Source organism: Allobosea lupini (genome assembly GCF_900109525.1).
In the GTDB taxonomy this organism is placed as follows: Bacteria; Pseudomonadota; Alphaproteobacteria; order Rhizobiales; family Beijerinckiaceae; genus Allobosea; species Allobosea lupini.
On record NZ_FOAN01000016.1, the window covers coordinates 18064 to 41167 of the forward strand.

Consider the following 23104-nt stretch of genomic DNA (forward strand, 5'->3'; position numbering starts at 1 on the left):
CCGTTCGAACTTCGCGTCAATTGTCGAGGAAGCTCCGGAGCTTGCGGCTGCGGCTCGGGTGCTTGAGCTTGCGCAGCGCCTTCGCCTCGATCTGGCGGATGCGCTCGCGGGTCACGCTGAACTGCTGGCCGACCTCTTCGAGGGTGTGGTCGGTGTTCATGCCGATGCCGAAGCGCATGCGCAGCACGCGCTCCTCGCGCGGGGTGAGCGAGGCGAGCACGCGCGTTGTGGTCTCGCGCAGATTGCTCTGGATCGCCGCGTCGATCGGCAGGATCGCGTTCTTGTCCTCGATGAAGTCGCCGAGATGCGAATCCTCCTCGTCGCCGATCGGGGTCTCCAGCGAGATCGGCTCCTTGGCGATCTTCAGGACCTTGCGCACCTTCTCAAGCGGCATGGCCAGCTTCTCGGCCAATTCCTCCGGGGTCGGCTCGCGGCCGATCTCGTGCAGCATCTGGCGCGAGGTCCGAACGATCTTGTTGATCGTCTCGATCATGTGCACCGGGATGCGGATCGTGCGGGCCTGGTCGGCGATCGAACGGGTGATCGCCTGGCGAATCCACCAGGTCGCGTAGGTCGAGAACTTGTAGCCCCGGCGGTACTCGAACTTGTCGACCGCCTTCATCAGGCCGATGTTCCCCTCCTGGATCAGGTCGAGGAACTGCAGGCCGCGGTTGGTGTACTTCTTGGCGATCGAGATCACGAGACGCAGGTTCGCCTCGATCATCTCCTTCTTCGCCTGCCGGGCCTCGCGCTCGCCCTTCTGAACCATCAGCACGATCTTGCGGAACTCCTGGATCTCCAGGCCGGTCTCCGAGGCCATCGTATGGATGTCCTCGCGCAGGTCCTTGATCCGGTCCTTCTCCTGCGCGACGAACTCCTTCCAGCCGCGCGAGCCAAGCTTGGAGACGCGCAGCAGCCACTTCGGGTCGAGCTCGCCGCCGATATGCTGCTTCAGGAAATCCTCGCGGCCGACGCCATAGCTCTCGGCGAGACGCAGAAGTCTCGTCTCGTGAGAAATAAGCCGCTTGTTGATGTCGTAGAGCTGCTCGACCAGCGCCTCGATGCGGTTGTTGTTGAGCGAGAGCGACTTCACCGAAACGATGATGTCGTCCTTCAGCTTCTTGTACTTGCGGTCCTGCGACGGCGAGAGCTTGGCGTTCTCCAGCCGGCCGGCAATGTCCTGGTCCTGCAGGCGGCGCAGCTTGGTGTAGTTGCTGGCGATCGAGTCGAAGGTTTCGAGCACGCGCGGCTTCAGCTCGGCTTCCATGGCCGAGAGCGACACGTTGTTCTCCATGTCGTCATCGTCCATGCCTTCGGGCGGAGTCTCGCCCTCGGGTGCAGCCTCCTCGGCCTCAGCCGCCTCCTCGCCCTCGCCCGGCAGCTGGTCCGGGTTCTTGCCATCGGGACCGGCATAGGTCGCTTCGAGGTCGATGATGTCGCGCAGGAGAACCTTGCCCTCCATCAGCTCGTCGCGCCAGATGATGATCGCCTGGAAGGTCAGCGGGCTCTCGCAGAGTCCCGCGATCATCGCCTCGCGGCCGGCCTCGATGCGCTTGGCGATCGCGATCTCGCCTTCGCGCGAGAGCAGTTCGACCGAGCCCATCTCGCGCAGATACATGCGGACCGGATCGTCGGTGCGCTCGGTCGGCTCGAGATTGCGCTTGGTCTCGACCGGCAACGCCGAGCGCTGCGCCTCGACCATGTCGCCGCCCTCGGCCTCGTCCTCTTCACCGTCCTTGCCGCGGGCCGCACGCTCTTCGCCTGCCGCTTCCGGATCCTCGTTGTCGACGACGTTGATGCCCTGCTCGCTGAGCTGGCCGAGCACGTCCTCGATCTGCTCGGAGGAGAACTCTTCCGACGGCAGGACCTCGTTCAATTCGTCATAGGTGACATAGCCGCGCTTCTTGGCGAGCTTGATCATCCGCTTGACGGCCTGATCGGTGAGATCGAGAAGCGGGCTGTCCGTGCTCGGGGGCGCCTCCGGGGAACCCGCTTCGGACTTGTCCCGCTCGCTCACTTTGGTCGCCATCAATCAGCGCTCCACCATCTTGCGCGCCGGTGCTCTGGCCCCGACGCATAAAAGGGCGCCGCGGCAGACGTCACTGCCGCGCACCCACCCAACTCATCCGCCATAGATAGCACCGACCATCGTTGATGAATCGTGCACCATCCTCAAAGCCGTCCTCGATTCTGCCGACGAAAGCAACGGGCCGGCCTGGTCATTTCTCGGGGTTCGCCTCGGTCCCCTCGATCGTCTCGAGGCGAGCCTTGACGTCCTTCATCCAGGCGAAATTGGCTTCCGTTGGTTCGTCAGCCAATGCGCGTTCGGCTGCCTTCAGCTCGCTATGTAGCGTGCGTGCGCGATGATGCAAGACGAGAGCCTGACGAATCGAATCAAAAACAGATTCAGGATCAGCCGTTTGCGCGAGTTTCAGCCGTTCGGCCGGCTGGGTGACGGCGAGCAGCGCCGCCCTCGCCTCCGCCACGCGGGTCTGCTCCAGCCTGCGCCCGAACGCCTCCTGGTCGAAGCTCCCATCGAAGGCCGCTTCGACGAGCGCCTGGCGGAAGCGCTCGGCCGCGGTCCCGTCGAGCGCAAGCTCGGCGATCTCGTCGACGCAGCGCATGACGAGGTCCGGATGGCTCGCAAGGGCCAGCAGGATGAACGCCTCGCGCGTGTTCTCGCCGTGCCGGCGCTGCATCATCTGCGAACCGGCAAGTTGCGGGCTCGGCCGCACCAGCGACAGCGGCGGCCGTTCGGAGCCACGCGGAAAGCCGCGCCCGCCGCCGCGCGCAGTGCCGCCGCCGAACCCGCTCTGGCGCCGGCCCTCGAACCGCTCCTGCCGCGCCGGCGCGAAGAGCTGGCCAAGCCGCTCGTCGATCTCGCGGCGGTAGTGCCGGCGGGTGACCTCGTCGCGAATCAGGCCGAGCGGCTCCTTCAGCCGGCGCTCGAAGGCGGCGCGCCGCTCGGGCGTGTCGAGCTGGCTCGCCTCGAATTCACGGGCCCAGAGCATGTCGACGAGCGGCTTGGCCGAACCGATCACCTCGGCGACGGCAGGCTTGCCACCGGAACGGGCGAGATCATCGGGATCCTGCCCTTCCGGCAAAAGCGCGAAGGAGAGCGAGCGCCCCGGCTCCAGCAGCGGCAGCGCAAGGTCGATCGCCCGGCCCGCCGCCTTGCGGCCGGCCTTGTCGCCATCGAGGCAGATCACCGGTTCGCCCGCCATGCGCCAGAGCAGCGAAAGCTGGTCCTCGGTCAGCGCCGTGCCGAGCGGTGCCACCACCTGCGGGAAGCCGGCCATCGTCATGGCGATGACGTCGACATAGCCCTCGACCACGATGACCTGGCCGGTGTCGTGCGCGGCTTTGCGGGCATTGTGGTGGTTGAACAGCAGCGCGCCCTTGTGGAAGAGCGGCGTCTCAGGCGAGTTCAGATACTTGGCCGGGACATCGGCGCTCATCGCCCGGCCGCCGAAGGCGACGACGCGACCGCGCGCATCGTGGATCGGGAACATGATCCGGTCGCGGAAGCGGTCATAGGGCACGGCGATCTCCTCGCCATGCACCAGCAGCCCCGTCTCCATCATCGCATCGGCGCCGACGCCCTTAGCCGCGAGATGGTCGCGCAGCGCGAAGCGGTCCGGCGGGGCATAGCCGATGCGGAAGAGCTGGCGCGCCTGTCCTTCCAGCCCGCGCCCCGAGAGATAGCGCCGCGCCAGCCCGCCGCGCTCCGATTGCAGCTCGGCCTCGAAGAAGCGCGCCGCCAGCTCGACGACCTCGTGCAGCCCCTTGCGCTTCTCCTCCTGGACCTGCGCCTCGAAGGAGACCTTCGGCAGGGTGACGCCGGCTTCCGAGGCGAGCTTTTCGACCGCCTCCGGGAAGGACAGCCCTTCGGTCTCCATCACGAACTTGAAGATGTCGCCGTTCTTGCCGGAGGAGAAATCGAAGAAGGAGCCCTTCTGGTCGTTGACGAAGAAGGACGGCGTCTTCTCGGCATTGAAGGGCGAGAGCCCCTTCCATTCGCGGCCGGCCTTGGCGAGGCGCACGCGCTTGCCCACGACCGCCGAAACAGGCAGCCGCGCCTTGATCTCCTCGAGCACGGAGGGCGGGAACTTCATGGCTCCCTATCTGGCCGCTGCGAGCCCGCTTGCCAACTCCTGAAGGCGCCCTTGTCGGGCTTATGGTCCATATCCACAGCAAGCCCCATATGATAAAGAAAATCGCGAAAAAGGAAGAAAGCCGTGGCGCTCAACATCAAGGACCCGGAGACGGAGAAAGCGGTGCGCCAGCTGGCGCGCCGGCGCGGCCTCAGCCTGACAGAGGCCGTGCGCATGGCCGTCAGGAGCGAGCTCGACAAGGACGAATTGTCCGAGGAGGAGAAGGCGCGGCGGGTGGCGGCGGCGCATGCCTGGATGAACGAGTTCTACAAGAAGTACGGCATCAAGCCGGCCGAGCGTTCCATGACCAAGGAGGAGATGGACGATATCGTCGGCTATGACGAGAACGGAATGTGGGGATGATCGTCATCGACGCCTCGGCAGTCGTCGCGATCATAACCGGTGAGCACGACGCTCAGGCCCTGCTCGAACGCATCGCCCTCGCACCACATCGCTGCATTTCGGCCACCAACTTGTTGGAAGCACGGCTCGTCCTCGAACTCGGCCGTGGTCTCGAATCGATTCTGTTGAACAATCTCCTGTCCCGGTGGCAGATCGAGATCGTGCCGTTCGATAAGGAAGACATCGAATTCGCCTTCGACGCCTATCGCCGCTACGGCAAGGGCCGCCATCCCGCCAAGCTGAACATGGGTGACTGCGCGGCCTACGCTTTGGCCAGGTCGCGCGGCTGGCCGCTGCTCTACAAGGGCGAGGATTTCACGCAGACCGACATCGAGCGGGCCTAATGCCGCCAGCGGTCGAGACACGGCTGCTGCGCCAGTTCATCGCCGTCGCCGAGGAATTGAACTTCCACCGGGCGGCCGAACGGCTGCACATGGCGCAGCCGCCGCTGAGCCAGGCCATCCGCAAGCTTGAGGATGCGCTCGGCTTATCTCTGTTCGAGCGCAGCAATCGCAGCGTCGCGCTGACGCCCGCCGGCGCGGCCTTCCTCATCAGCGCCCGGCGCATCCTCGCCCAGCTCGATGAGGGCGTCCGCGAAGCGCAGGCCGTCGCCGCCGGCCAGGCCGGCCGGCTCGCGATCAGCTTCGTCGGCACGGCCCATGACCTGCTGCCTCTGGCGCTGCGCCGCTTCCGCGCGCAATTCCCCGGCATCGAGCTCGTCCTGCGCGAGGCGACCACGGGCGAGCAGCTCGCAGCGATCACCGCGGGCGAGGCCGATATCGGCCTGATGCGCCAGCCCGGCATCATGGTGGCTCAGCTCGCCAGCGAAACCCTGCTGCGCGAGCCGATTCTCGCCGCACTGCCGGATGACCACCCCCTCGCCGGAGAGGAGAGCATCCCTCTCGCCGCCCTCGCCGGCACCGAGTTCATCGGCACGCCGCGCCAGCTCGGCATCGGCTTCCACGACCAGATCATCGGGCTCTGCCGCCTCGCCGGCTTCTCGCCGCGCATCGTCCAGGAAGCACGCCAGATGCAGACCATCGCCAGCCTGGTCGCGAGCGGCCTCGGCGTCTCGCTGATCCCGGCGTCACTGGCGCTGATGCCGCGCGCCGGTGTCGCCTTCCGGCCGATCGCCGTCGAGGCGCCGCCGGAGATGACCAATATCGAGTTGATCGCGGCGTGGGATGCGACGCGCCATTCTCTGGCCCGCGACAACTTCCTGGCCGTGCTCAGGCACGTGGCCCGCGATATGCAGTTCATATCAAACTAGAACAAACAATATATTTTACCGCAGAAGCGTCTGCTGGCAGCCTTTCCTCGACAGCAACAACGAGGGAGCATTCGCTATGCCAAACCGCTTGCGACGATGGGGCCTGATCGGCGCGGCCCTGGCCGCGGCCGCCCTTTTCACCACCCCGACCTCGGCAACCGAACGAGTGACCATGATCGAGCAATTGCGCATCTACGAGATATTCGAGAGCAACAAGGAGGCGTTTCACGCCCGCTTCCGCGACCACGCCGCCCGCATCATGAAGACCTATGGTTTTGACATCGCCGCGATGTGGGAGGCCAGGACCAAGGATCGCACGGAATTCATCTACGTCCTGCGCTGGCCCGACGAGGCGACCATGCGCCAGAGCTGGGCCAGCTTCATGCAGGACGCGGAATGGTCTGCGATCAAGGAGCGCACCTCGGCCGAGCACGGCCGCCTGGTCGGCGGAATCGAGGAGCGCGTGATGCAGCGCACGAGCTATTCGCCCTGAGCAGACGCCTCTCTAAGGACACTGCAGCGGGTCGTCCGCCAGGGCTTTCGCCACGCCCTCGATCGGCAGCAGGACGGCGGCGTCGCCGGCCCGCAATTCGATGCGCGTCGCATCGCGCAAGGCTGCCACGACCGGCTTCATCTGCGCAGCGCCGAAACTGCCGTCGGGTTTCCAGGTCAGTTCGACCTCGTCGATGCCCGCCTGCGCCGTGACCGGCACCCGCGTCGCCTTGCCGTCGGCCACGATCTCGATCGCCGACGGCAGGGCGTCCTTGAGCTGCGTCTTGGGCAGGACGGCGATCAGATAGGGGCCGCCCGCAATCGCCGGATTGGCGCGGGCCGCCGCCGCAGCGCCGCAATAGAAGGTGAGCCGCGTCCCGTCGGCACCGTTCACCCCGGCATAGGAGGTGCCCATCTGGTAGCCGGTACCCCAGCCTTCGGATTGAGCCAGAGCAGCCGAGCCATGCAGGGTCAGACCGAGCGTCAGGATAGCGATCGATCGTTTCGACATCGGAAGCCTCCTTTGCCGAAACGCTGTCCGTCGATCTGGCGAAAATGCCGCCCGCGGATCAGCCGCCCAGCAACTGCTTCACCATAGGCGAGACCTTGGCGAAGTCCATCTGGCCGGCGTAAGCCGCGCGCAGCGCACCGATGACCTTGCCCATGTCCTTGACGGCGGATGCGCCGGTCTCGGCGATGACCTCCTCGATCGCCGCCTTGATCTCCTCGTCGCTCATCTGCTTGGGCAGGTAGGACGAGATCACCGCGACCTCGGCGCGCTCGCCCTCGGCGAGCTCGGGCCGGCCATTGGCGTCGTAGATCGCGATCGACTCCTGGCGCTGCTTGATCATCTTCTGCAGCAAGGCGAGGATTTCGTCCGGCGTCGCCTCGCCCTTGCCGGCGCCGCGCGCCTCGATGTCCTTGTCCTTCAGCGCCGACTGGATCAGGCGGATGGCGGCGACCTTGCCCTTCTCGCCGGCCTTCATCGCGGTCTTGAGGTCGGCAGTGAACTGCTCGCGCAGAGTGGACATGATGGTACGAACCTTCTTCATTCATTGACGGGGCGCGGCCGCCTGATTAAGGCTCGCGCTCCAGACCGGCAGCGCCATTTCGCGCAGCCTTCACGCTTGCCGCAGCTTCCAGCGGCCTGGACGAGACATAGACATGACCGCTCACGAAGGAAACCCCGCCGCGCAAGGCGGGCAAGAGGGCTGGGTGGAGCCGCGCGCGACTGCCGTGCTGGTGCTGGCCGACGGCACGGTGCTCGAAGGCTTCGGCCTCGGCGCGATCGCGCAGGCGCCCGGCGAGGTCTGCTTCAACACGGCGATGACCGGCTATCAGGAAATCCTGACCGACCCGTCCTATGCCGGGCAGATCATCACCTTCACCTTCCCGCATATCGGCAATGTCGGCGTCAACGAGGAGGACACCGAGACGGTCAACGCCGCCGCCTCCTCCGGCGTGCGCGGCATCGTGCTGCATGCCGAGGTCACCCAGCCCTCGAACTGGCGCGCGGCCAAGCATCTCGACGCCTGGCTCAAGGCCCGCAACATCGTCGGCATCAGCGGCGTCGACACCCGCGCCCTGACCGCGCTGATCCGCGAGAACGGTATGCCCAACGCCGTCATCGCCCATGACCCGGCCGGCGATTTCGACATCGAGGCCCTGAAGAAGGAGGCCGCCGCTCTCCCCGACATGGCCGGGCTCGACCTCGTGCCGCTCGTCGCCGCGACCCAGCGCTATGACTGGGACGAGACGCCCTGGCTCTGGCCGCGCGGCTACGGCAAGCGCGAGAGCGCGGCGCATCGCGTCGTCGCCATCGACTACGGCGTCAAGCGCAACATCCTGCGCCTGCTGGCCAAGGCCGGCTGCGAGGTCGAGGTCGTGCCCTCGACCGCATCGGCCAAGGACATCCTCGCGCTCAACCCCGACGGCGTCTTCCTGTCGAACGGCCCCGGCGATCCGGCCGCGACCGGCGAATATGCCGTGCCGGTGATCAGGGAACTGCTCGACCGCAAGATCCCGACCTTCGGCATCTGCCTCGGCCACCAGATGCTGGCGCTCGCCATCGGCGGCCAGACCATGAAGATGAAGCAGGGCCATCACGGCGCCAATCATCCGGTCCAGGACAAGACCACTGGCAAGGTCGAGATCGTCTCGATGAACCACGGTTTCGCCGTCGATCCGGCGACGCTGCCGGCCAACGCGACCGAGACCCATGTCTCGCTCTTCGACGGTTCGAACTGCGGCCTCGCCCTGACCGACCGCCCGGCCTTCAGCGTCCAGCACCATCCGGAAGCCTCACCCGGCCCGCAGGACAGCCACTATCTCTTCACCCGCTTCGTCGAGCTGATGGAGACGGAGAAGGCGAAGAAGGCCGCCTGAACCCGGCCATTGACAGCAAGCATGGCGCGCGCTCTAAGCGCGTCATGACCTTTGCCTGCCTGCTCGCCCGCAACTATTACGCCCCGTCCTCATAGAGGCGGTGGCATTTTCATGTCTCAACCGCCGCGCTGGCGGTTGAAATCAGGCAGTCACCCGGCATCGCGGCCCCTCCAGAGGACCACGCGATGCTTTTCCCGAATATCACCACTCCCTCCGTCGGCCTGATGGGCTTTGGCGCCTTCGGCCGCCTGATCGCCCGCCATCTCCGCCCGCATTGCCATCTGATCGCATTCGATCCAGCGCTGCCGGCCGATGCGGCCGCCGGTGGCATCATCGCCGCAGATCCCGCCGAGATCGCCGCCTGCGACATCGTCATCCTCGCCGTGCCAGTCTCGGCCCTCTCGCAGGCGATCGCGACCTTGCGGCCGCATCTGCGCGCCGGCGCGATCGTCGTCGATGTCGGCTCGGTCAAGATCGGCCCGGCCATGACCATGCTCGCCGAGCTGCCCGAGCACGTCGGGATCGTCGGTACCCATCCGCTCTTCGGCCCGCAGAGCGGCCGCAGCGGCATTGCCGGCCTCAAGATCGCGATCTGCCCGATCCGCGGCCGCAGTGCCTGGCGCATCGCCGCCTTCCTGCGCCGTGTGCTTGGTCTCAAGGTGATCATGACGACGCCGGAGGCGCATGACCGCGAGGCCGCCATGGCCCAGGGCCTGACCCATCTCATCGCCAAAATCCTGGTCGCGATGGAGCCGCTGCCGCGGCGCATGACAACCGCGAGCTTCGACCTTTTGATGCGCGCGACCGAGATGGTCCGCCATGACAGCCCGGCCGTATTCCTCGCCATCGAGCAGGCCAACCCGCATGCACGGCCGGTGCGCGACCGCTTCTTCGCGCTCGCCGAGGAGATGCGGGCGCATCTCGATCGGGATGCCGCTTCGTCCTTCGACCAGCGGGACGCGGGAGCCCTCTCTTGGAAGGAGAGGGTTGGGTGAGGTGTTCGGACTGAAAACGTTGGCTTGAACCTGACCGCGCGTTGAGCGCTCGTGTCACTGGTCCAACAGCCTGCACTTCACCCTGCCCTCTCCTTCCAGGAGAGGGTTCCCCGCGCTCTTTCCTGCCGACGATGGCTAGGCCGCTTTCGCCTCGGTCCTCAGGAAGCCCGCGAGCTTGCCTGCCGACAGCCCGGCCTGATGCGCGATCCTTGTCGCCAGCGCGACCGCCGCCGGCCGTGGCTGCCCCATGGGCCGGTCGAGCCAGTAGGAGACCGGGTTGAGCGCCGTGCGCTGATCGACCCTGGCGATCCGCCCGGCATCGACCTGCGCCTGCGCCAGAGGCGGGCGCGACAAGGCGACGCCGAGCCCGCTGGCAGCGGCGTCGAGCACGAGATTGTAGTCCTCGAAGCGCCGGTCCTGCTGGCGCGGCCGGAAATCGAGCCCATGGGCATTGAACCAGGCGCGCCAGCCGGCAGCATCCGAATCGTGGATCAGCGGCTGGTCGAGGAAGCGCTCCGGCCTCCCCTCGCCGATCGCCCTGGCCAGCTCCGGCGAGGCGACGGGGTAGCACCACTCCTCGAAGAGCTGCACCGAGACCCGTCCTGGCGTGCCGCCGCGGCCGCAGCGAATGGCGAGGTCGATGCCCTCCTCCTCGAGGTCGACCTTGCGATGATCGACCTGCAGCATGATCCGCACGGCGGGATCGCCGCTCTCCAGAAGCTGCCAGCGCGGCATCAGCCAGAGCGAGCAGACGGAAGGCGTCGCGCTGAAGCGCACCACCGCCGTCCCGCGCGGTTCGCTCCAACGGTCGGATGAGTCGGCGAAGACCGAGAATGCCTCCTGCGTGCGCTGGAACAGCCGCTGCCCCTCCGGCGTCAGCGCGACGCCGCGCGCCTGGCGCTCGAACACGCGCAGGCCGAGCCAATGCTCGAGCTTGGCGACCTGCCGGGAGATCGCGCCATGGGTGAGGTTCAGCGCCTCGGCCGCAGCCGAGAAGCTGCCCGAGCGGGCGGCGGCTTCGAAGGCGCGTAGCGTGTCCAGCGGCGGGAGTGGCGAGCTGTGATCCATGTTCACAGCTCGCCATCGAATTACTCGTTTGTCAATCAGCTCGCCGAGGCGCTTATCCGAAGGCGAACCGTCACCAGCCTTTGAGGCCTGCCATGACAACCGTCCCCTCCGCCGCGTCTTCCCGGCCCGGCTCCACCCTCGACGCCATGCTGCTCTTCACCATCCCCTTCACCGTGATCGCCTGGGCCTCCTCCTTCCCCGCGATCCGGGCCGGCCTTTCCGGCTTCGGCGCACTCGAGCTGGCGGCGCTGCGCTTCGCCATCGCCGGCGTGTTCGCCGCGCTCTTCCTGATCGTGACGCGGCCGAAGCTGCCCGAGCGCGCCGATATCTGGCGCTTCCTCACCGGCGGCATCGTCTTCATCGCGCTCTATGCGATCTTCCTCAATCTCGGCCAGCGCGTCGTTCCGGCGGGCGCGGCGAGCTTCATCATCAACACCAACCCGATCATGACGGCGGCGCTCGCCATGCTCGTCCTGAACGAGCGCTTCAGCGCTCTCGCCTGGACCGGCACCGCGCTGGCGTTCGCCGGTATCGGCGTCATCGCGATTGGCAACGGGCTCGACCTCAATATCGGCGTCAGCGTCCTGCTGATCCTCGGCGCCGCTTTGTGCAACTCGGTCTCGACCGTGGTGCAGAAGCCGCTCTTTGCCCGCCATAAGCCGCTCACCGTCGCAGCGTGGAACATGGCGATCGGCGGCCTTGCGCTGACGCCGTTCCTGCCCGGCGCCCTGGAGCAGTTGCCGGCGGCCCCGGCGCAGGCGATCTGGTCGGTAATCTGGCTCGCTCTGGTCTCCAGCGTCGTCGCCTACGGCACCTGGGCGATCACCCTGTCGCGCCTGCCGGCCGCCCGCGCCGCCAACTTCCAGTACTGCGTGCCGCCGGCGGCGATGCTGATCAGCTTCCTCTGGCTAGGCGAGGTCCCGACCGCGCTCGGCCTGATCGGCGGCGCCATGGCGCTGGCTGGAGTGGTCCTCGTCAACCTGAAGCGCTGAACCTCATCGTCATTCTCGGGCGGCGCACAGCGCTCACGCTAACCCTCTCCCCTTGCGGGAGAGGGTTAGCGTGAGCGGTCGCGCGACGCTGATCGCAAGTCCGGCGTCGTATTTCGTTGGCTGTCAGGACCTGCGCGACCTCTCATCCGACCTTGCGGGCCACCTTCTCCTGCAAGGGGAGAAGGATACGCGGCTCGTCCAGCGCTCGACCGGACAGCCGTAGGTCAAGCTCGGGCACGACCTGCCTTCAATGATCGCCTGCGCTATCGCTCGACTCGCGTCGATCCCAGGATCATTGCCGGCGCAGGCGGTCGCCCCCCTCCCAGCGCCCCTGCGCCAAGATATCTTGACGCCAAGATAATTATCTTGACAGGAAGATATCTCTCGGTTAGATATCTTTTCGTCAAGATAATTCAATCCGCAGTCAGCCCTGGGAGGCAGCTATGTTCAACGTCCTTCGGTCCGAAGATCAGCAGCGCGGCGCCAACCGCACCGTGCGCTTCGAGGGTGAGAAGCTCGGCGGCCCGGTCTCGTTCTTCATCGTCGACGCCGAGCCGGGCCAGGGCTCGATGCTGCACGTCCACCCCTATTCAGAGACCTGGATCGTCCGCAAGGGCGAGGCCGAGTTCACTGTCGGCGGCGAAACGACGCGTGGCTATCCCGGCGACGTCGTCGTCGCTGCGGCCGACATCCCGCATCGCTTCGAGAATGTCGGCGACGGCCGGCTCGAGCTGATCTGCGTCCACCCGAACGGGCGAATCCTGCAGCAGAACCTGTGAAATCGCTCAGCAAGGAGACTGACCATGTCCAAGATGATCTTCGTCAACCTGCCCGTCGCCGACATCGGCGCCGCGACGCGCGTCTACGAGGCGATCGGCTGCAGGCAGAACCCGGATTTCAGCGATCATCAGTCGTCGAGCATGGTCTGGTCCGAGACGATCACCTTCCAGCTGCTGACCCGCGACTATTTCGCGACGTTCGTCAGCAAGCCCGTCGCCGACGCCCAAGCCGGGGCGCAGGTGCTGCTGGCGCTCACGCTGGCGAGCCGCGCCGAGGTCGACGCCACGGTCGCGGCGGCAGCGGCAGCCGGCGGCAAGGCCGATCCGCGGCCGGCGACCGATTTGGGCTGGCTCTACAACCGCGCCTTCGAGGACGCCGACGGCCACACCTTCGAAGCCGTCTTCGCCGACATGACGGCGATGCCAGCGGTTTAGCCGCGCCGCCGAGCACTGCATGGGCCGAGTTGGCCCGAGCGATGTCGCGGGCGTCGAAAGCGCCCTGCCCCGTCCGTCACGCCCGGCCTGGACAAGCCGGCAGACAGCCTGTCGCAAACAGCGACCGTGCGACGGTGAAGAGCATAGCGCGCGCCCAAGGACAATTCCGGGGAAGTTCTTGCTCTTTGCGGCTGGACTGAACGGGCGAGTGGCTGCAGCCGCGGAGCGTCATCTGCAGCCACTCGAGTTTGCCCGGTCAGCTGACCGATGACGACGCATCTCGGGCTTGGTCGGGTGGTGATCACGCATCAGCCTGATGGAAGTCACCGCTGGGCGAGGCGGCCGCCAAATCGACGCGCCTCGACACGCGCCAACGGCTGCACCTCACGGCGTTCCACACGAAAAAGCCGACAGAAAAAGCAGTAGATTTTCACCGAAACTGATCCGTAAAGCAGGTTTCTCTTCAACAAAATCCAAAAAAACGCTCGAAACTTTTACATTCGAAATAAAAATAAACGAACAAATGAATTGACATGCACCTCATAAAATCCTAGAAGTATTTTCGTCGATATTTGCTCGGACGGTTAGTTTTATTTTCGCGCTTCGGCGCGTTTCTGACGAACTCCCCTTTCAAAATCGTTCTGAATCCGCCGAGCATTCGCATGGCGGACGACAGGTCTTGCCAACAGGAGGGTTCTTCAATGACCACCGGCACAGTGAAATGGTTCAATTCCACCAAAGGCTTCGGCTTTATTCAGCCTGACGATGGCAGCCAGGACGTCTTCGTGCATATCTCCGCCGTCGAGCGCGCTGGCATGCGCGATCTTCAGGAAGGCCAGAAGATCGGTTTTGAGGTCGCTCGCGACAATCGGTCTGGCAAGATGGCTGCCGAGCAGCTTCAGGCTGCGTGATCCGCTCATCATTCGTCGCGGTGACCATGGATGTACCGGCACCACTGACTGGAATGATTTCCGAGGAAAGGCCAAGCGAATGCTTGGCCTTTTTTATGGCCTGACCGGGCAATCAAAACCAAACGGAGGGCAATTTGGCTGAACATTCAAGGCAACGCACCGATGCCGACAACAATTTCCTGAAGGTGCAGACACAGGCGCTGGCCCGCAATCGGATCATCTCCGAGGCAGACAGCATCGCTCAGGCCCGAGACGCGAATACTGCGAAGCTGAGGCAGCTGCGGTTGCATAAGGAAGCGCTCGACCGCGAGTCCCAGGCTCTCTCCCCGGCCAAGTCCAAGACACGCCGCAAGATCGTCCCGGCCTGATCGCCTATCGGCGGCGGGCATTCCTGCCCTGGATGGGCAGTGGCCCATCGCGCTGCCTTGGCATGGCTAGGTAGCTGTAGGATGCAATACAGCCCGGCCCCGTTCCCCTTCTCGAATGACGGTTTCAAAGGTCTGCGGTGACAAGCCGCCGGAACGATTGTGCTTGCCGAGAGCCGGCTCGCCTCAATCAGCCAACAGCCGCCGCTGCAATTCGTCCCAGAGGGCCGGCGTCTGCGCCGCCAGGATGCCGAAGCCCGGCTCGGCCGGCCTGTAGGGGCGCCCGTCGAAGCGCGCCGCCCGGCCGCCGGCCTCTTCGAGGAAAAGCGTGCCCGGCGCATGGTCCCAGGGCAGGCCGCGCCAGAACATCACGAAATGCTGCTCGCCGCGCACGATCGCCGGATAGTCCTCGCCGGCGCAATGCATGCCCGGCAGGATGGCGGCAAGGTCCCGGCCATTGGCCTGCACCCGCGCCGTCATCTCCGCCGGCAGGAAGCGGGTGAGCACGCCGCCGCGCAGCCCGGTCCATTGCGGCGGCTGTCCCACCCGGACGCGTTTCCCATCGACCCAGGCGCCGCCGCCGCGCTCGGCGACATGGATGGTACCGGTCGCCGGGCTGAGCATCCACGAGGCGACCGGCTCGCCCTCGCGCAGCAGCGCCACCATCATCGAGAAGCACGGGCTGCCCTTGACGAAGTTCGAGGTCCCATCGACCGGATCGACGACGAAGACAGTGCCCTCGCCCAGCTCCTGCAACAGCTCCGGCTGTGCCGAGACCGCCTCTTCCCCGATCACCCGGGAGCCGGGCAGCAGCGCCGGCAGCCGGAGAGTGAGCAGACGCTCGGCCTCCTCGTCGGCGATCGTGACCTCCTCGCCCGGCGATTTCACCCGGACCTCGGCCTCCGCCAGCTTGCGGAAGCGCGGCATCACCACCTCGGCCGCGACCTCGTGCAGCAGGTCGCAGACCGGCTGGATCAGCTCCTGCCTCGCCATCGTCAGAAGCCCCGCTGTTCCAGCTCGGCTTCTGCCTCGGTGATGTAGTCCCGGATCACCGGCACGGCGCTCTTGTGCGGGCCGAGCAGCAGCTGGAACACCATGTCGCCGCCGATGTCGAAGGAGATCGAGCAGGCGGAGAGGTAGAACTCCCACATCCGCGCGAAGCGCTCGCCCAGCATAGTCACCACCTCGGGCCGGTGCGCGATGAAGCGCTCGCGCCAGGCTTCCAGCGTCCAGTGGTAATGGCGGCGCCAGAACTCGCAGTCGGAATGCCAGAGGCCGGTCTGCTCGACGGCGGCAAACACCTCCGACAGCGCCGGGGCATAGCCGCCGGGGAAGATGTACTTGTCGAAGAACGGGCCGGTGAAACCGGGCGGACCGACGCGGCCGATGCAATGGACCAGCGCGATCCCATCCGGGGTGAGCAGGTCGCGGATCTTCTCGAAATATTCGAGGTAATGCGCGACGCCGACATGCTCCATCATGCCGACCGAGACGACGCGGTCGAAAGTGCCGGTCAGCTCGCGATAATCCTTGTTGATGAAGCTCACGGCATCGCCGACGCCGGCGGCTTCCGCCCGCTTCTGTGCCGCCGCCATCTGGTCGGGCGAGACGTTGAGGCCGGTCACCTTCGCGCCGCAGGCCTTGGCGAGATAGATCGAGAGCTCGCCCCAGCCCGAGCCGATATCGAGCACGCGCATGCCCGGTTCGATCTTCAGCTTGGCGGCGATGTGGCGGAGCTTGGCCTTCTGCGCGTTCTCCAGGCCGACGTCCGGAGAATGCCAGTAAGCGCAGGAATAGGTCATCGTCTCGTCGAGCCAGAGCCGGTAGAACTCGGTCGGGATGTCGTAGTGGTGCTTCACTTTCTTGCCGGCGACGCCGAGCGGATTGTGCATCCGCCAGCGCCGGATCTTGAAGCGGACCTTGCGGATCGCCGCCTGCACCGGATGCTTGCGCAATTCGCTGCGCTGGATCCAGAACAGCGTCAGCAGGTCGTGGATGGTCGAGCCGTCCTCGAACTCGATCCGCTGGTCCATATAGCCTTCGGCCAGCGCCAGCTCCGGGTTCAGGAAGAGCTCGCGCTCGATCTTGGTATCCTTGAAGCGCACCGTCACCTCGCCGGCGACGACCGGCTTGCCGGCGAAGGTGAACTCAGTCCGCCCCGGCCCGAAGACGTGCCGCTGGCCGTCCGGCGCGATCACGGTCAACCGGCCCTTGCGGATCGAGCGCTTCAAGAGTTTCGGCAACAGCAGCATGGTCGGGCAGGCTCCGGTCGGTCGCGCGCAAGCTATTGGCTCAGCAGCCGTGCCGTAAACCCAGCAGGCAATCAACCTGCTCTGCACGCGCGGCGCAGCCATGCTAAGGGCTAGCAGCGAAGGCGACCCTCGAAACGGAGACCCGATGTCCTGGCGTGATTTCTGGAATGGCGAGCATGCGATCTACGTTTCGGATCGTCACAAGGCCCTGCATTACCGCCGCATCGCGCAGGATATCGCCGCCGCAGTGCCCTCAAAGGACGCAAGCGTGCTCGATGTCGGCTGCGGCGAGGCGCTCTCGGCCGATCTCGTCGCCGCGGCGAGCGGCAGGCTGATCCTGTGCGAAGCTGCTCCGACCGTCCGCGAGAAACTGAGAGCCCGCTTCGGCAGGCTCGCCAATCTCTCGGTGGTCTCGCCGGAAGAGGTCGAGGCCCTGCCGGATGATTCGCTCGACCTCGTCGTCGCCAATTCGCTCATCCAGTATCTAAGCGAAGACGAACTGAAGCGGGCACTGTCGACCTGGCTCGCCAAGCTGAAGCCCGGCGGCGAGCTCATCCTCGCCGACGTGATCCCGCCCGACCTCTCGGCCTTGACCGATGCGACCGAGCTGCTCGGCTTCGCCTGGCGCGGCGGCTTTCTCGTCGCGGCGCTCGGCGGCCTCGTCCGCACCGTCTTCTCGGACTACCGCAAGCTGCGAGCGCAATACGGGCTCTCGACCTACGGCGCCGTCGGCATCACCGCGCTCATCGAGGCCGCGGGCTTCACCGGCGTCACGCGCATTACGAATTTCGGCCATAACCCGCACCGCATGGCGTTCGCGGCCAGGAAGCCGCTGGCGGCGGAAGTTCCGACGCGATGACCTCGCTCGCGCTCGCACTCACCATCGTCACCTTGGCTCTGGCCGGTGCCATGGCCGGCTTCTTCTACGCCTATTCGATGTCGGTGATGTGGGCTCTGGATGCGGTCGATCCGAAAGCCGCGATCGCCGCGATGCAGAGCATCAACATCGTCGTCCGCAACGCCATCTTCTTCCCGGCCTTCTTCGGCACGCCGGTGGTGGCGCTGGTCGCGGCTGGCCTATGGTGGAAGCAGGGCGCCGGACAGGTCGCACTGCTGCTCGCGCTCGCCGCCATCGTCTATCTGGCCGGTACCTTCCTCGTCACCATCGTCGCCAACGTGCCGATGAACGAGGTGCTCGCCATCGCCACGATCCCGGCCGATCCCGAGCAGGCGCGGACGCTGTGGCAGGACTATTCCCCTCCTTGGACGCTGTGGAACCATGTCCGCACCGTCGCGAGCTTTGCGAGCCTGCTGCTGGTCGGCTGGGCGCTCTACGCCGCCGGCCAGGCCTGATCACGGAGAACGAGATCAATGCATATCGGCCTCATCGGCGGCATCGGCGTCGCGGCGACGATGGTCTATTACCAGCGCCTGACCGCGGCCGCGGCGGCACGCGGCGTGCCCAGGCTCGACCTGACGATCGTCCATGGCGAGATTCACGAGCTGATCCGCAACAACCTGGCCGACCGCAAGGCCGAGCAGGCGCAGGCCTTTCTTCCGCTGGTCACGCGCCTGAAGGATGCAGGTTGCGATTGCGCCGCCCTATCCTCACTCGGCGCGCATTTCTGCTTCGAGGAGCTCGCGGCGCTGTCGCCCTTGCCATTGGTCTCCGCCGTCACGCCGCTCGACGCCTATTTCGTCGAGCAGGGCATCAAGCGCGTCGGGCTGCTCGGCACGCGGGTGGTGATGCGTACCCGCCTTTACGGCCAGCTCGCCCATACCGAGGCCTTGGCGCTGGACGACGAGATCGAGACCCTCGGCCAAACCTACCAGGAGGTTGCCGTGGCCGGCACCTGCTCGGCCTCGCAGCAGGATCTGTTCCTCGATGCCGGGCGTCGCATGATCGCGGCCGGAGCCGACGCCATCGTCCTTGCCGGAACCGATCTCAACCTGGCTTTTGACGGGCAGGATCCGGGATATCGGGTCGTCGACGCACTGGATGTCCATGTCGCGCTGCTCGCCGATCTGGCGGCGGGGCGCAAGACACTGAGTGATCTCTAGACCCTGGAGCCGCCGTTCACTGCGCCCGATCGGCGAAGGAGAAGAACTTGTGCCCGGCGAAGGTGAAGACCATCACGATCAGCGTGGTGACCACCTGCATCGGCAGATAGGGCAGACCGGCAACCTTGACGAAGAAGTGCATCAGCACGCCGGTGAGCAGGAAGCCGCCGAAGGCGATCAGGCCGAAGCGCCAGCTCGCCTCGCCATGGCTGCGGGTCGCCTCGAAGGTCAGCCAGCGGTTCAGCGCGTAGGAGACGACGCCGCCGAGCACGAAGCCGGCGAGTGAGGCGGCAACCGGATCGGCCCGGCCGAGCTCGACCAGGCCGATCAGCAATCCGTAATGCGCGACCGCCGCCATCACGCCCGAAAAGGCATAGGCGATGACCTGGCGCGTTTGGCGGGGAAGACGGTGCAGCATCCGGAAATGCCTATACCCCGGATGCTGAACGGAAGCCTACGGCCAATCAGCCCGCATCGCTGCCGGCGAGAGTGGCCGGCATGCCTTCGACCGGCAGGTCGAGCGCCTGCTTCAGCGTCTCGAGATTGTATTCGCGAATGCGGCCGTTGGTGGGGTCGCTGACATAGGCGCTGCCGCCGACCACCGCGAGCGAGGGCGTCGGCGTCTTGGCGCCGTACTGGCAGTCGAAGGCCGGCACCGCGTCGAAGCTGGCGAGTTCCTTCCAGGCGGCGACATCATAGACCCTGAGCTTGCCATCCGGCGTCAGATTGGCGAGCCGCCGGCCATTGGCGGAGAGCTCGAACTGGCAGGCCGACTGGCCGCCTGGCACCGGCAGGACATCCGCTGTCGTCAGCGACTTGGCGGTCGGGTCGACCCTGAGCAGGCCGTCATAGGGCGAGGTCTTGCCGTAATTGGCGACCATGAACCTGGCGCCCGCCTTCGCCTTGATCGCGCTGATCCGGCGCTCATCGGGGTAGGCGAGCTTGTGCGCGCTGAATTTCGCCCCGGCCTGCGACAGCACCAGCATGCCGCCGCCCTCGCCCTCGGCACAGCCGAAGACATGGCGGCCATCGGCGGCGGCATGGCCGTGATAGAGCTTGCAGGAGGCGTCGGGCTTGGCCGGATCGTTGAAGCTGGCGAGCCTGGTCCAGCCACCCTTCGTCCGATCGAGAATCTCGAACCCGTCGGGCCGTGACGAAGCGCTGCGATCCTCGCCCTTCACATAGACCGGGTTCGGCACCGACATCAGCCAGCGTCCCTCGCCGAGCGGCACGACGATGCCGTGCTGCGGCCCCGGGCTCGGCCATTCCGTCAGCGCCGGCTTGTCCTTGGAAAGGTCGTTGATCGCGACCAGCACCGCTTTGGCCGTGCTTTGCCCGTCCCAGGGGCGGATGCCGTCATAGAACAGCGCGAGCTGGCCATGGCCCGAGATGACATGGGCCGGCTTCTGGCCGGTCAGCACGAGGTCGATGAGCTTCACCGGCCCCTTCTCGATGTCGTTGTGGTCGCCATGCGATTCGATCGTCAGGCCGGTGTCGAGGAAGCGGAGCGTGCCGGCATCGTCGCCGGTCTTGATCACCACGAAGCGGCCGCCCTGCGCGGTGGCGAAGCCGGGATTGGCCTTGGGCACGTCGAAGCTGTGGGTGACTTCGCCGCTGTCGAGATCGAGCACGCGCACGACAGGTTTCTCGTAGTCGGCGAAGACCAGACGGCCGCGCAGCACGGCATGGTCATGGGCGAGCGCCGGCAGGCTCGACAGCAAGGCCGACATGGCGAGCGTGGACAACAGGGAAAGCGGACGCATTCTGGGCTCCAAAGCGAACGACGGAAAAGGGCGAGGTCTCAAGCGGCATCGGCCCGGCGCCAGGCCGGGAACGGATCGGGCAGGTCGCGATAGCGCTCGGGCTTGAAGGCGATAGTCGGGGTCTCGCCGAGCAGGCAGGCGTCGAGCCCGGTGCGGATGGCCTGTTCGTCCATCCCCGCGCCGATGAAGACCAGCTCCTGCCGGCGATCGCCCCAGACCGAGTGCCAGTGCCGGTTCAGGATCGCCTTCCATTCCGGATGGTCAGGCCAGCGCGGGCGCGGCACCGCAGCCCACCAGAAGCCCATCGCCTCGGTCCGGCAGATCGCGCCGGCAAGCGACATCTCGCCGACCCATTCGGGCCGCGTCGCCAGCCAGAAATGGCCCTTGGCCCGGATCAGCCCCGGCCAGCTCTGCTCCAGGAAGGCGTTGAATTTCTCGGGGTGGAAGGGCCGGCGCGCCCGGTAGACGAAGGAGGAAATGCCGTATTCCTCGGTCTCCGGCACATGGTCCTTGAAGCCGTAGAGTTCCTTGTGCCAGAGCGGGTGCTCCTGCGCCTTCTCATGGTCGAACAGGCCGGTATCGAGGATCGCGTCCAACGGCGCGCGGCCGAAATCGGCCTCGATCAATCGCGCATCCGGATTAAGCGCCCGGATCACCAATTTCGCCTGCGCCACCGCCTCCGGCCCGGCATCGCCGACCTTGTTGAGCACGACGACATCGGCGAACTCGATCTGCTCGACCAGGAGATCGACCAGCGTGCGCTCGTCGCCCTCGCCGGCCGTCTCGCCGCGCTCGCGCAGGAAATCGCGCGAGCCGTAATCCCTAAGCAGGTTCACCGCATCGACCACCGTGACCATGGTGTCGAGCCGGGCGAGGTCGGAGAGCGAGAAGCCCTCCTCGTCGCGGAACTCGAAGGTCGCAGCGATCGGCAGCGGCTCGGCGATGCCAGTGCCCTCGATCAGGAGGTAGTCGAAGCGCCCGTCGCGGGCGAGGCGGCCGACCTCAGCGAGGAGGTCGTCGCGCAAGGTGCAGCAGATGCAGCCATTGCTCATCTCGACCAGTTTCTCGTCGGTGCGCGAGAGATCGCCGCCGCCGGCTCGGACCAGGTCGGCGTCGATGTTCACCTCGCTCATGTCGTTGACGATGACCGCGACCTTGCGGCCTTCGCGGTTGTTGAGGACGTGATTGAGCACCGTCGTCTTGCCGGCGCCGAGAAAGCCGGACAGCACGGTGACGGGAAGGCGGCCATCCATCGCGAAGCTCATGTTTTGTTACGTTGTAACATTTCATAGCGAGGGAGAATTGCTGACGCAAGGCTGCCGTGCAGGCGCGTCGCTGGCCTTCCACAGCACGCGCCCTAAGCTCACCCTCCCGCGCTGTTGGAGGAGCCCGCGCCATGATCGAGATCGACCTCCTGGTGCGCGCCGAATTCCTCTATCCGGTCAGCCCCGGCCTGCCGGTCATCCCCAACGGCGAGGTCGCGATCGCCGGCGGGCGCATCCTCCATGCCGGCCCGCGTCAACCCGAGGGACATTGGGCACCGGCTCGCACGATCAATGGCTCCGGCCGCGCGGTGCTACCCGGCTTCGTCAACTGCCATTCGCATGCGGCATCATTGGTGTTCCGCAGCCAGACCGACGACCACGCCGCCAAGGCGGCGCTGCTCGAAGTCGCCTTCCGGATGGAAAAGGACATCACGGAAGATGAGTGGGCGCTGCTGGCGGAGGCTGGCTGCGCCGACATGCTCCAGTCCGGGATCACCACGATCAACGACATCTGGTACGCGCCGCACCGGCTCGCCGACACCGTCGAGGCCTGCGGCCTGCGCGCCCAGATCGCCCACAAAGTGTTCGATGTCCGCCTGCACGAGCTCTGGCGCGGCGACTACACTCACCATCCCGACATCGGCGAGGAACGCCTAAGCGATGGCATCGCCTTCGCCGAACGCTGGCACGGCGCCGCCGACGGCCGCATTACGGCGCGCATCGGCACGCACGCCACCGACACCTGCTCGGCCGAGTTGCTGCGGACGGCCCGCGCCGAGGCGGACCGGCTCGGCATCGGCATGCATATCCACGCCGCCCAGAGTGTCGCCGAAGTCGAGCAGATCAGGGCGGCCCATGGCTGCGGCCCGCTCGAGTTCCTCAGGGATGTCGGCATGCTCGGTCCGGATGTCGTGCTCGCCCATCTCGTCTTCGCCGGCACCGGCGATCTCGACGCGGTGGAGGAGAGCGGTGCGGCCTACGCGCATTGCCCGACGATCTATCCGCGCCGCGGCCGCTATCCGCCACTCGAAGACATCATGGCGCGGGGCATCCCGACCGGCTTCGCCACCGACTGGATGCTGAACGACCCGTTCGAGGGCATGCGCAACGCCCTCAACGCCATGCGCTTGCGCCTGGGAAGCCCGACCGCCCTCTCCTGCGCGAAGGCGCTGGAACTACACACGATCGGCGCCGCGCGCGTCATGGGACTTCAGGACGAGATCGGCTCGCTGGAACAGGGCAAGAAGGCCGACCTGATCATGGTCGACATCGACCGGCCGCACCTACAGCCCTATTACGGCGACTATGCCGCACTGGTCTACTATGCGAGGGCGAGCGACGTGGTGACCAGCATCGTCGACGGGGCTGTCGTGGTCGAGAATGGCCGCCCGACCCGCCTCGACCGCGAACAGACGATGGCGCGGATCAGGGAGAAAGTACCCGGCTGGCGCGGCAAGCTGGCGGCGCTCGGCAGCCGGGCGGTGTTCGGGCCGGGATGCCCCTGCTGCGGCTGAT

At 66.2% G+C, this 23104-nt stretch carries 26 protein-coding genes; 16 read left to right on the plus strand and 10 right to left on the minus strand.

Translation table 11 applies throughout. The annotated features are described in order from the left end of the window. Positions 1-16 precede the first annotated feature (16 nt). Together rpoD and dnaG are read right to left on the minus strand one after the other, a co-directional pair. Entirely contained in the window at positions 17-2029 is a 2013-nt protein-coding gene (gene rpoD, locus BMZ21_RS28285) for an RNA polymerase sigma factor RpoD (RefSeq protein ID WP_091842802.1), read from the minus strand. 190 nt (positions 2030-2219) lie between these two features. Next, complete coding sequence (dnaG, locus tag BMZ21_RS28290; RefSeq protein WP_091842805.1) at positions 2220-4115, minus strand: DNA primase; 1896 nt, start codon at positions 4113-4115, stop codon at positions 2220-2222. A gap of 123 nt (positions 4116-4238) precedes the next feature. Between dnaG and BMZ21_RS28295 the strand changes: the two genes are divergently transcribed. From BMZ21_RS28295 to BMZ21_RS28310, 4 genes are all read left to right on the plus strand, one after another. Then, positions 4239-4517 carry a type II toxin-antitoxin system VapB family antitoxin gene (locus BMZ21_RS28295; protein ID WP_091842808.1) on the plus strand — a complete coding sequence of 93 codons (279 nt, stop codon included), beginning with the start codon at positions 4239-4241 and terminating at the stop codon, positions 4515-4517. Beyond that, complete coding sequence (locus BMZ21_RS28300; protein WP_342029059.1) at positions 4514-4900, plus strand: type II toxin-antitoxin system VapC family toxin; 387 nt, start codon at positions 4514-4516, stop codon at positions 4898-4900. The genes BMZ21_RS28295 and BMZ21_RS28300 overlap by 4 nt, the downstream gene beginning before the upstream one ends. Continuing rightward, positions 4900-5826 (plus strand): LysR substrate-binding domain-containing protein, encoded by a 927-nt coding sequence (locus tag BMZ21_RS28305; RefSeq protein WP_091842811.1) that lies wholly within the window; start codon positions 4900-4902, stop codon positions 5824-5826. The genes BMZ21_RS28300 and BMZ21_RS28305 overlap by 1 nt, the downstream gene beginning before the upstream one ends. Positions 5827-5902: 76 nt before the next feature. Next, positions 5903-6319: an NIPSNAP family protein gene (locus BMZ21_RS28310; protein ID WP_244544065.1), complete on the plus strand. Its 417-nt coding sequence runs from the start codon at positions 5903-5905 to the stop codon at positions 6317-6319. Positions 6320-6331: 12 nt separating this feature from the next. Here BMZ21_RS28310 and BMZ21_RS28315 read toward each other — a convergent pair whose 3' ends face one another. Then, on the minus strand, positions 6332-6829 hold the full coding sequence (locus tag BMZ21_RS28315; protein WP_091842814.1) for a hypothetical protein: 498 nt from the start codon (positions 6827-6829) through the stop codon (positions 6332-6334). 58 nt (positions 6830-6887) lie between these two features. Further along, complete coding sequence (locus BMZ21_RS28320; protein WP_091842965.1) at positions 6888-7349, minus strand: GatB/YqeY domain-containing protein; 462 nt, start codon at positions 7347-7349, stop codon at positions 6888-6890. A 133-nt stretch (positions 7350-7482) separates the two neighbouring features. Here BMZ21_RS28320 and carA point away from each other — a divergent pair, with 133 nt between their 5' ends. Both carA and BMZ21_RS28330 read left to right on the plus strand, forming a co-directional pair. Then, positions 7483-8703: a glutamine-hydrolyzing carbamoyl-phosphate synthase small subunit gene (gene carA / locus BMZ21_RS28325; RefSeq protein ID WP_091842818.1), complete on the plus strand. Its 1221-nt coding sequence runs from the start codon at positions 7483-7485 to the stop codon at positions 8701-8703. Between the two features lie 185 nt (positions 8704-8888). After that, entirely contained in the window at positions 8889-9698 is an 810-nt protein-coding gene (locus BMZ21_RS28330; RefSeq protein WP_091842822.1) for a prephenate dehydrogenase, read from the plus strand. 135 nt (positions 9699-9833) lie between these two features. Here the strand turns inward: BMZ21_RS28330 and BMZ21_RS28335 are convergent, their stop codons facing one another. Next, positions 9834-10766, minus strand: a complete 933-nt coding sequence (locus BMZ21_RS28335; RefSeq protein WP_091842826.1) for a LysR substrate-binding domain-containing protein — start codon at positions 10764-10766, stop codon at positions 9834-9836. A 92-nt stretch (positions 10767-10858) separates the two neighbouring features. Here BMZ21_RS28335 and BMZ21_RS28340 point away from each other — a divergent pair, with 92 nt between their 5' ends. From BMZ21_RS28340 to BMZ21_RS28360, 6 genes are all read left to right on the plus strand, one after another. Further along, on the plus strand, positions 10859-11758 hold the full coding sequence (locus tag BMZ21_RS28340; RefSeq protein ID WP_244544066.1) for a DMT family transporter: 900 nt from the start codon (positions 10859-10861) through the stop codon (positions 11756-11758). Between the two features lie 443 nt (positions 11759-12201). Continuing rightward, positions 12202-12537: a cupin domain-containing protein gene (locus tag BMZ21_RS28345; protein WP_091842831.1), complete on the plus strand. Its 336-nt coding sequence runs from the start codon at positions 12202-12204 to the stop codon at positions 12535-12537. Positions 12538-12561: 24 nt separating this feature from the next. Beyond that, positions 12562-12972: a VOC family protein gene (locus BMZ21_RS28350; protein WP_091842836.1), complete on the plus strand. Its 411-nt coding sequence runs from the start codon at positions 12562-12564 to the stop codon at positions 12970-12972. Positions 12973-13288: 316 nt separating this feature from the next. Next, the gene (locus BMZ21_RS30140; protein WP_143079836.1) at positions 13289-13504 is read left to right on the plus strand and encodes a hypothetical protein; all 216 of its coding nucleotides are present in this window, start codon (positions 13289-13291) and stop codon (positions 13502-13504) included. A gap of 169 nt (positions 13505-13673) precedes the next feature. Then, positions 13674-13883, plus strand: a complete 210-nt coding sequence (locus BMZ21_RS28355) for a cold-shock protein (protein WP_076441136.1) — start codon at positions 13674-13676, stop codon at positions 13881-13883. Positions 13884-14017: 134 nt separating this feature from the next. After that, the gene (locus BMZ21_RS28360; protein WP_091842842.1) at positions 14018-14251 is read left to right on the plus strand and encodes a hypothetical protein; all 234 of its coding nucleotides are present in this window, start codon (positions 14018-14020) and stop codon (positions 14249-14251) included. 183 nt (positions 14252-14434) lie between these two features. Here the strand turns inward: BMZ21_RS28360 and BMZ21_RS28365 are convergent, their stop codons facing one another. Together BMZ21_RS28365 and BMZ21_RS28370 are read right to left on the minus strand one after the other, a co-directional pair. After that, positions 14435-15241, minus strand: coding sequence for an inositol monophosphatase family protein (locus tag BMZ21_RS28365; protein ID WP_091842845.1), 807 nt, complete (start codon positions 15239-15241; stop codon positions 14435-14437). Between the two features lie 2 nt (positions 15242-15243). Next, on the minus strand, positions 15244-16500 hold the full coding sequence (locus BMZ21_RS28370; RefSeq protein ID WP_091842848.1) for an SAM-dependent methyltransferase: 1257 nt from the start codon (positions 16498-16500) through the stop codon (positions 15244-15246). Between the two features lie 145 nt (positions 16501-16645). Between BMZ21_RS28370 and BMZ21_RS28375 the strand changes: the two genes are divergently transcribed. From BMZ21_RS28375 to BMZ21_RS28385, 3 genes are read left to right on the plus strand one after another with little or no spacing between them, the layout of a single operon-like run. Further along, positions 16646-17359 carry a class I SAM-dependent methyltransferase gene (locus tag BMZ21_RS28375; protein WP_091842852.1) on the plus strand — a complete coding sequence of 238 codons (714 nt, stop codon included), beginning with the start codon at positions 16646-16648 and terminating at the stop codon, positions 17357-17359. Further along, positions 17356-17853: an anthrone oxygenase family protein gene (locus BMZ21_RS28380; RefSeq protein WP_091842856.1), complete on the plus strand. Its 498-nt coding sequence runs from the start codon at positions 17356-17358 to the stop codon at positions 17851-17853. Before BMZ21_RS28375 ends, BMZ21_RS28380 begins: the two co-directional genes overlap by 4 nt. 18 nt (positions 17854-17871) lie before the next feature. Further along, on the plus strand, positions 17872-18561 hold the full coding sequence (locus tag BMZ21_RS28385; protein ID WP_091842859.1) for an aspartate/glutamate racemase family protein: 690 nt from the start codon (positions 17872-17874) through the stop codon (positions 18559-18561). A gap of 16 nt (positions 18562-18577) precedes the next feature. Here the strand turns inward: BMZ21_RS28385 and BMZ21_RS28390 are convergent, their stop codons facing one another. The 3 genes from BMZ21_RS28390 to zigA are packed head-to-tail and all read right to left on the minus strand — an operon-like array spanning position 18578 to position 21577. Then, positions 18578-18979 carry a GtrA family protein gene (locus BMZ21_RS28390; protein WP_091842862.1) on the minus strand — a complete coding sequence of 134 codons (402 nt, stop codon included), beginning with the start codon at positions 18977-18979 and terminating at the stop codon, positions 18578-18580. Between the two features lie 46 nt (positions 18980-19025). Continuing rightward, positions 19026-20324, minus strand: a complete 1299-nt coding sequence (locus BMZ21_RS28395) for a YncE family protein (protein WP_091842865.1) — start codon at positions 20322-20324, stop codon at positions 19026-19028. A gap of 38 nt (positions 20325-20362) precedes the next feature. Next, positions 20363-21577 (minus strand): zinc metallochaperone GTPase ZigA, encoded by a 1215-nt coding sequence (gene zigA / locus BMZ21_RS28400; RefSeq protein ID WP_091842972.1) that lies wholly within the window; start codon positions 21575-21577, stop codon positions 20363-20365. Between the two features lie 143 nt (positions 21578-21720). Between zigA and BMZ21_RS28405 the strand changes: the two genes are divergently transcribed. Beyond that, on the plus strand, positions 21721-23103 hold the full coding sequence (locus tag BMZ21_RS28405; RefSeq protein WP_091842868.1) for an amidohydrolase family protein: 1383 nt from the start codon (positions 21721-21723) through the stop codon (positions 23101-23103). The last annotated feature ends 1 nt before the right edge of the window (position 23104 follow it).

Coding starts and splice junctions, on each gene's coding strand:
- BMZ21_RS28300 (WP_342029059.1), top strand. CDS start 4,514: ATGATCGTCATCGACGCCTCGGCAGTCGTCGCGATCATAACCGGTGAG.
- BMZ21_RS28305 (WP_091842811.1), top strand. CDS start 4,900: ATGCCGCCAGCGGTCGAGACACGGCTGCTGCGCCAGTTCATCGCCGTC.
- BMZ21_RS28355 (WP_076441136.1), top strand. CDS start 13,674: ATGACCACCGGCACAGTGAAATGGTTCAATTCCACCAAAGGCTTCGGC.
- BMZ21_RS28385 (WP_091842859.1), top strand. CDS start 17,872: ATGCATATCGGCCTCATCGGCGGCATCGGCGTCGCGGCGACGATGGTC.
- BMZ21_RS28370 (WP_091842848.1), bottom strand. CDS start 16,500: ATGCTGCTGTTGCCGAAACTCTTGAAGCGCTCGATCCGCAAGGGCCGG.
- rpoD (WP_091842802.1), bottom strand. CDS start 2,029: ATGGCGACCAAAGTGAGCGAGCGGGACAAGTCCGAAGCGGGTTCCCCG.
- BMZ21_RS28315 (WP_091842814.1), bottom strand. CDS start 6,829: ATGTCGAAACGATCGATCGCTATCCTGACGCTCGGTCTGACCCTGCAT.
- carA (WP_091842818.1), top strand. CDS start 7,483: ATGACCGCTCACGAAGGAAACCCCGCCGCGCAAGGCGGGCAAGAGGGC.
- BMZ21_RS28395 (WP_091842865.1), bottom strand. CDS start 20,324: ATGCGTCCGCTTTCCCTGTTGTCCACGCTCGCCATGTCGGCCTTGCTG.
- BMZ21_RS28390 (WP_091842862.1), bottom strand. CDS start 18,979: ATGCTGCACCGTCTTCCCCGCCAAACGCGCCAGGTCATCGCCTATGCC.
- BMZ21_RS28380 (WP_091842856.1), top strand. CDS start 17,356: ATGACCTCGCTCGCGCTCGCACTCACCATCGTCACCTTGGCTCTGGCC.
- BMZ21_RS28405 (WP_091842868.1), top strand. CDS start 21,721: ATGATCGAGATCGACCTCCTGGTGCGCGCCGAATTCCTCTATCCGGTC.
- BMZ21_RS28310 (WP_244544065.1), top strand. CDS start 5,903: ATGCCAAACCGCTTGCGACGATGGGGCCTGATCGGCGCGGCCCTGGCC.
- BMZ21_RS28375 (WP_091842852.1), top strand. CDS start 16,646: ATGTCCTGGCGTGATTTCTGGAATGGCGAGCATGCGATCTACGTTTCG.
- BMZ21_RS28340 (WP_244544066.1), top strand. CDS start 10,859: ATGACAACCGTCCCCTCCGCCGCGTCTTCCCGGCCCGGCTCCACCCTC.
- BMZ21_RS28320 (WP_091842965.1), bottom strand. CDS start 7,349: ATGTCCACTCTGCGCGAGCAGTTCACTGCCGACCTCAAGACCGCGATG.
- BMZ21_RS28350 (WP_091842836.1), top strand. CDS start 12,562: ATGTCCAAGATGATCTTCGTCAACCTGCCCGTCGCCGACATCGGCGCC.
- zigA (WP_091842972.1), bottom strand. CDS start 21,577: ATGGATGGCCGCCTTCCCGTCACCGTGCTGTCCGGCTTTCTCGGCGCC.
- BMZ21_RS30140 (WP_143079836.1), top strand. CDS start 13,289: ATGGAAGTCACCGCTGGGCGAGGCGGCCGCCAAATCGACGCGCCTCGA.
- BMZ21_RS28365 (WP_091842845.1), bottom strand. CDS start 15,241: ATGGCGAGGCAGGAGCTGATCCAGCCGGTCTGCGACCTGCTGCACGAG.
- dnaG (WP_091842805.1), bottom strand. CDS start 4,115: ATGAAGTTCCCGCCCTCCGTGCTCGAGGAGATCAAGGCGCGGCTGCCT.
- BMZ21_RS28330 (WP_091842822.1), top strand. CDS start 8,889: ATGCTTTTCCCGAATATCACCACTCCCTCCGTCGGCCTGATGGGCTTT.
- BMZ21_RS28335 (WP_091842826.1), bottom strand. CDS start 10,766: ATGGATCACAGCTCGCCACTCCCGCCGCTGGACACGCTACGCGCCTTC.
- BMZ21_RS28345 (WP_091842831.1), top strand. CDS start 12,202: ATGTTCAACGTCCTTCGGTCCGAAGATCAGCAGCGCGGCGCCAACCGC.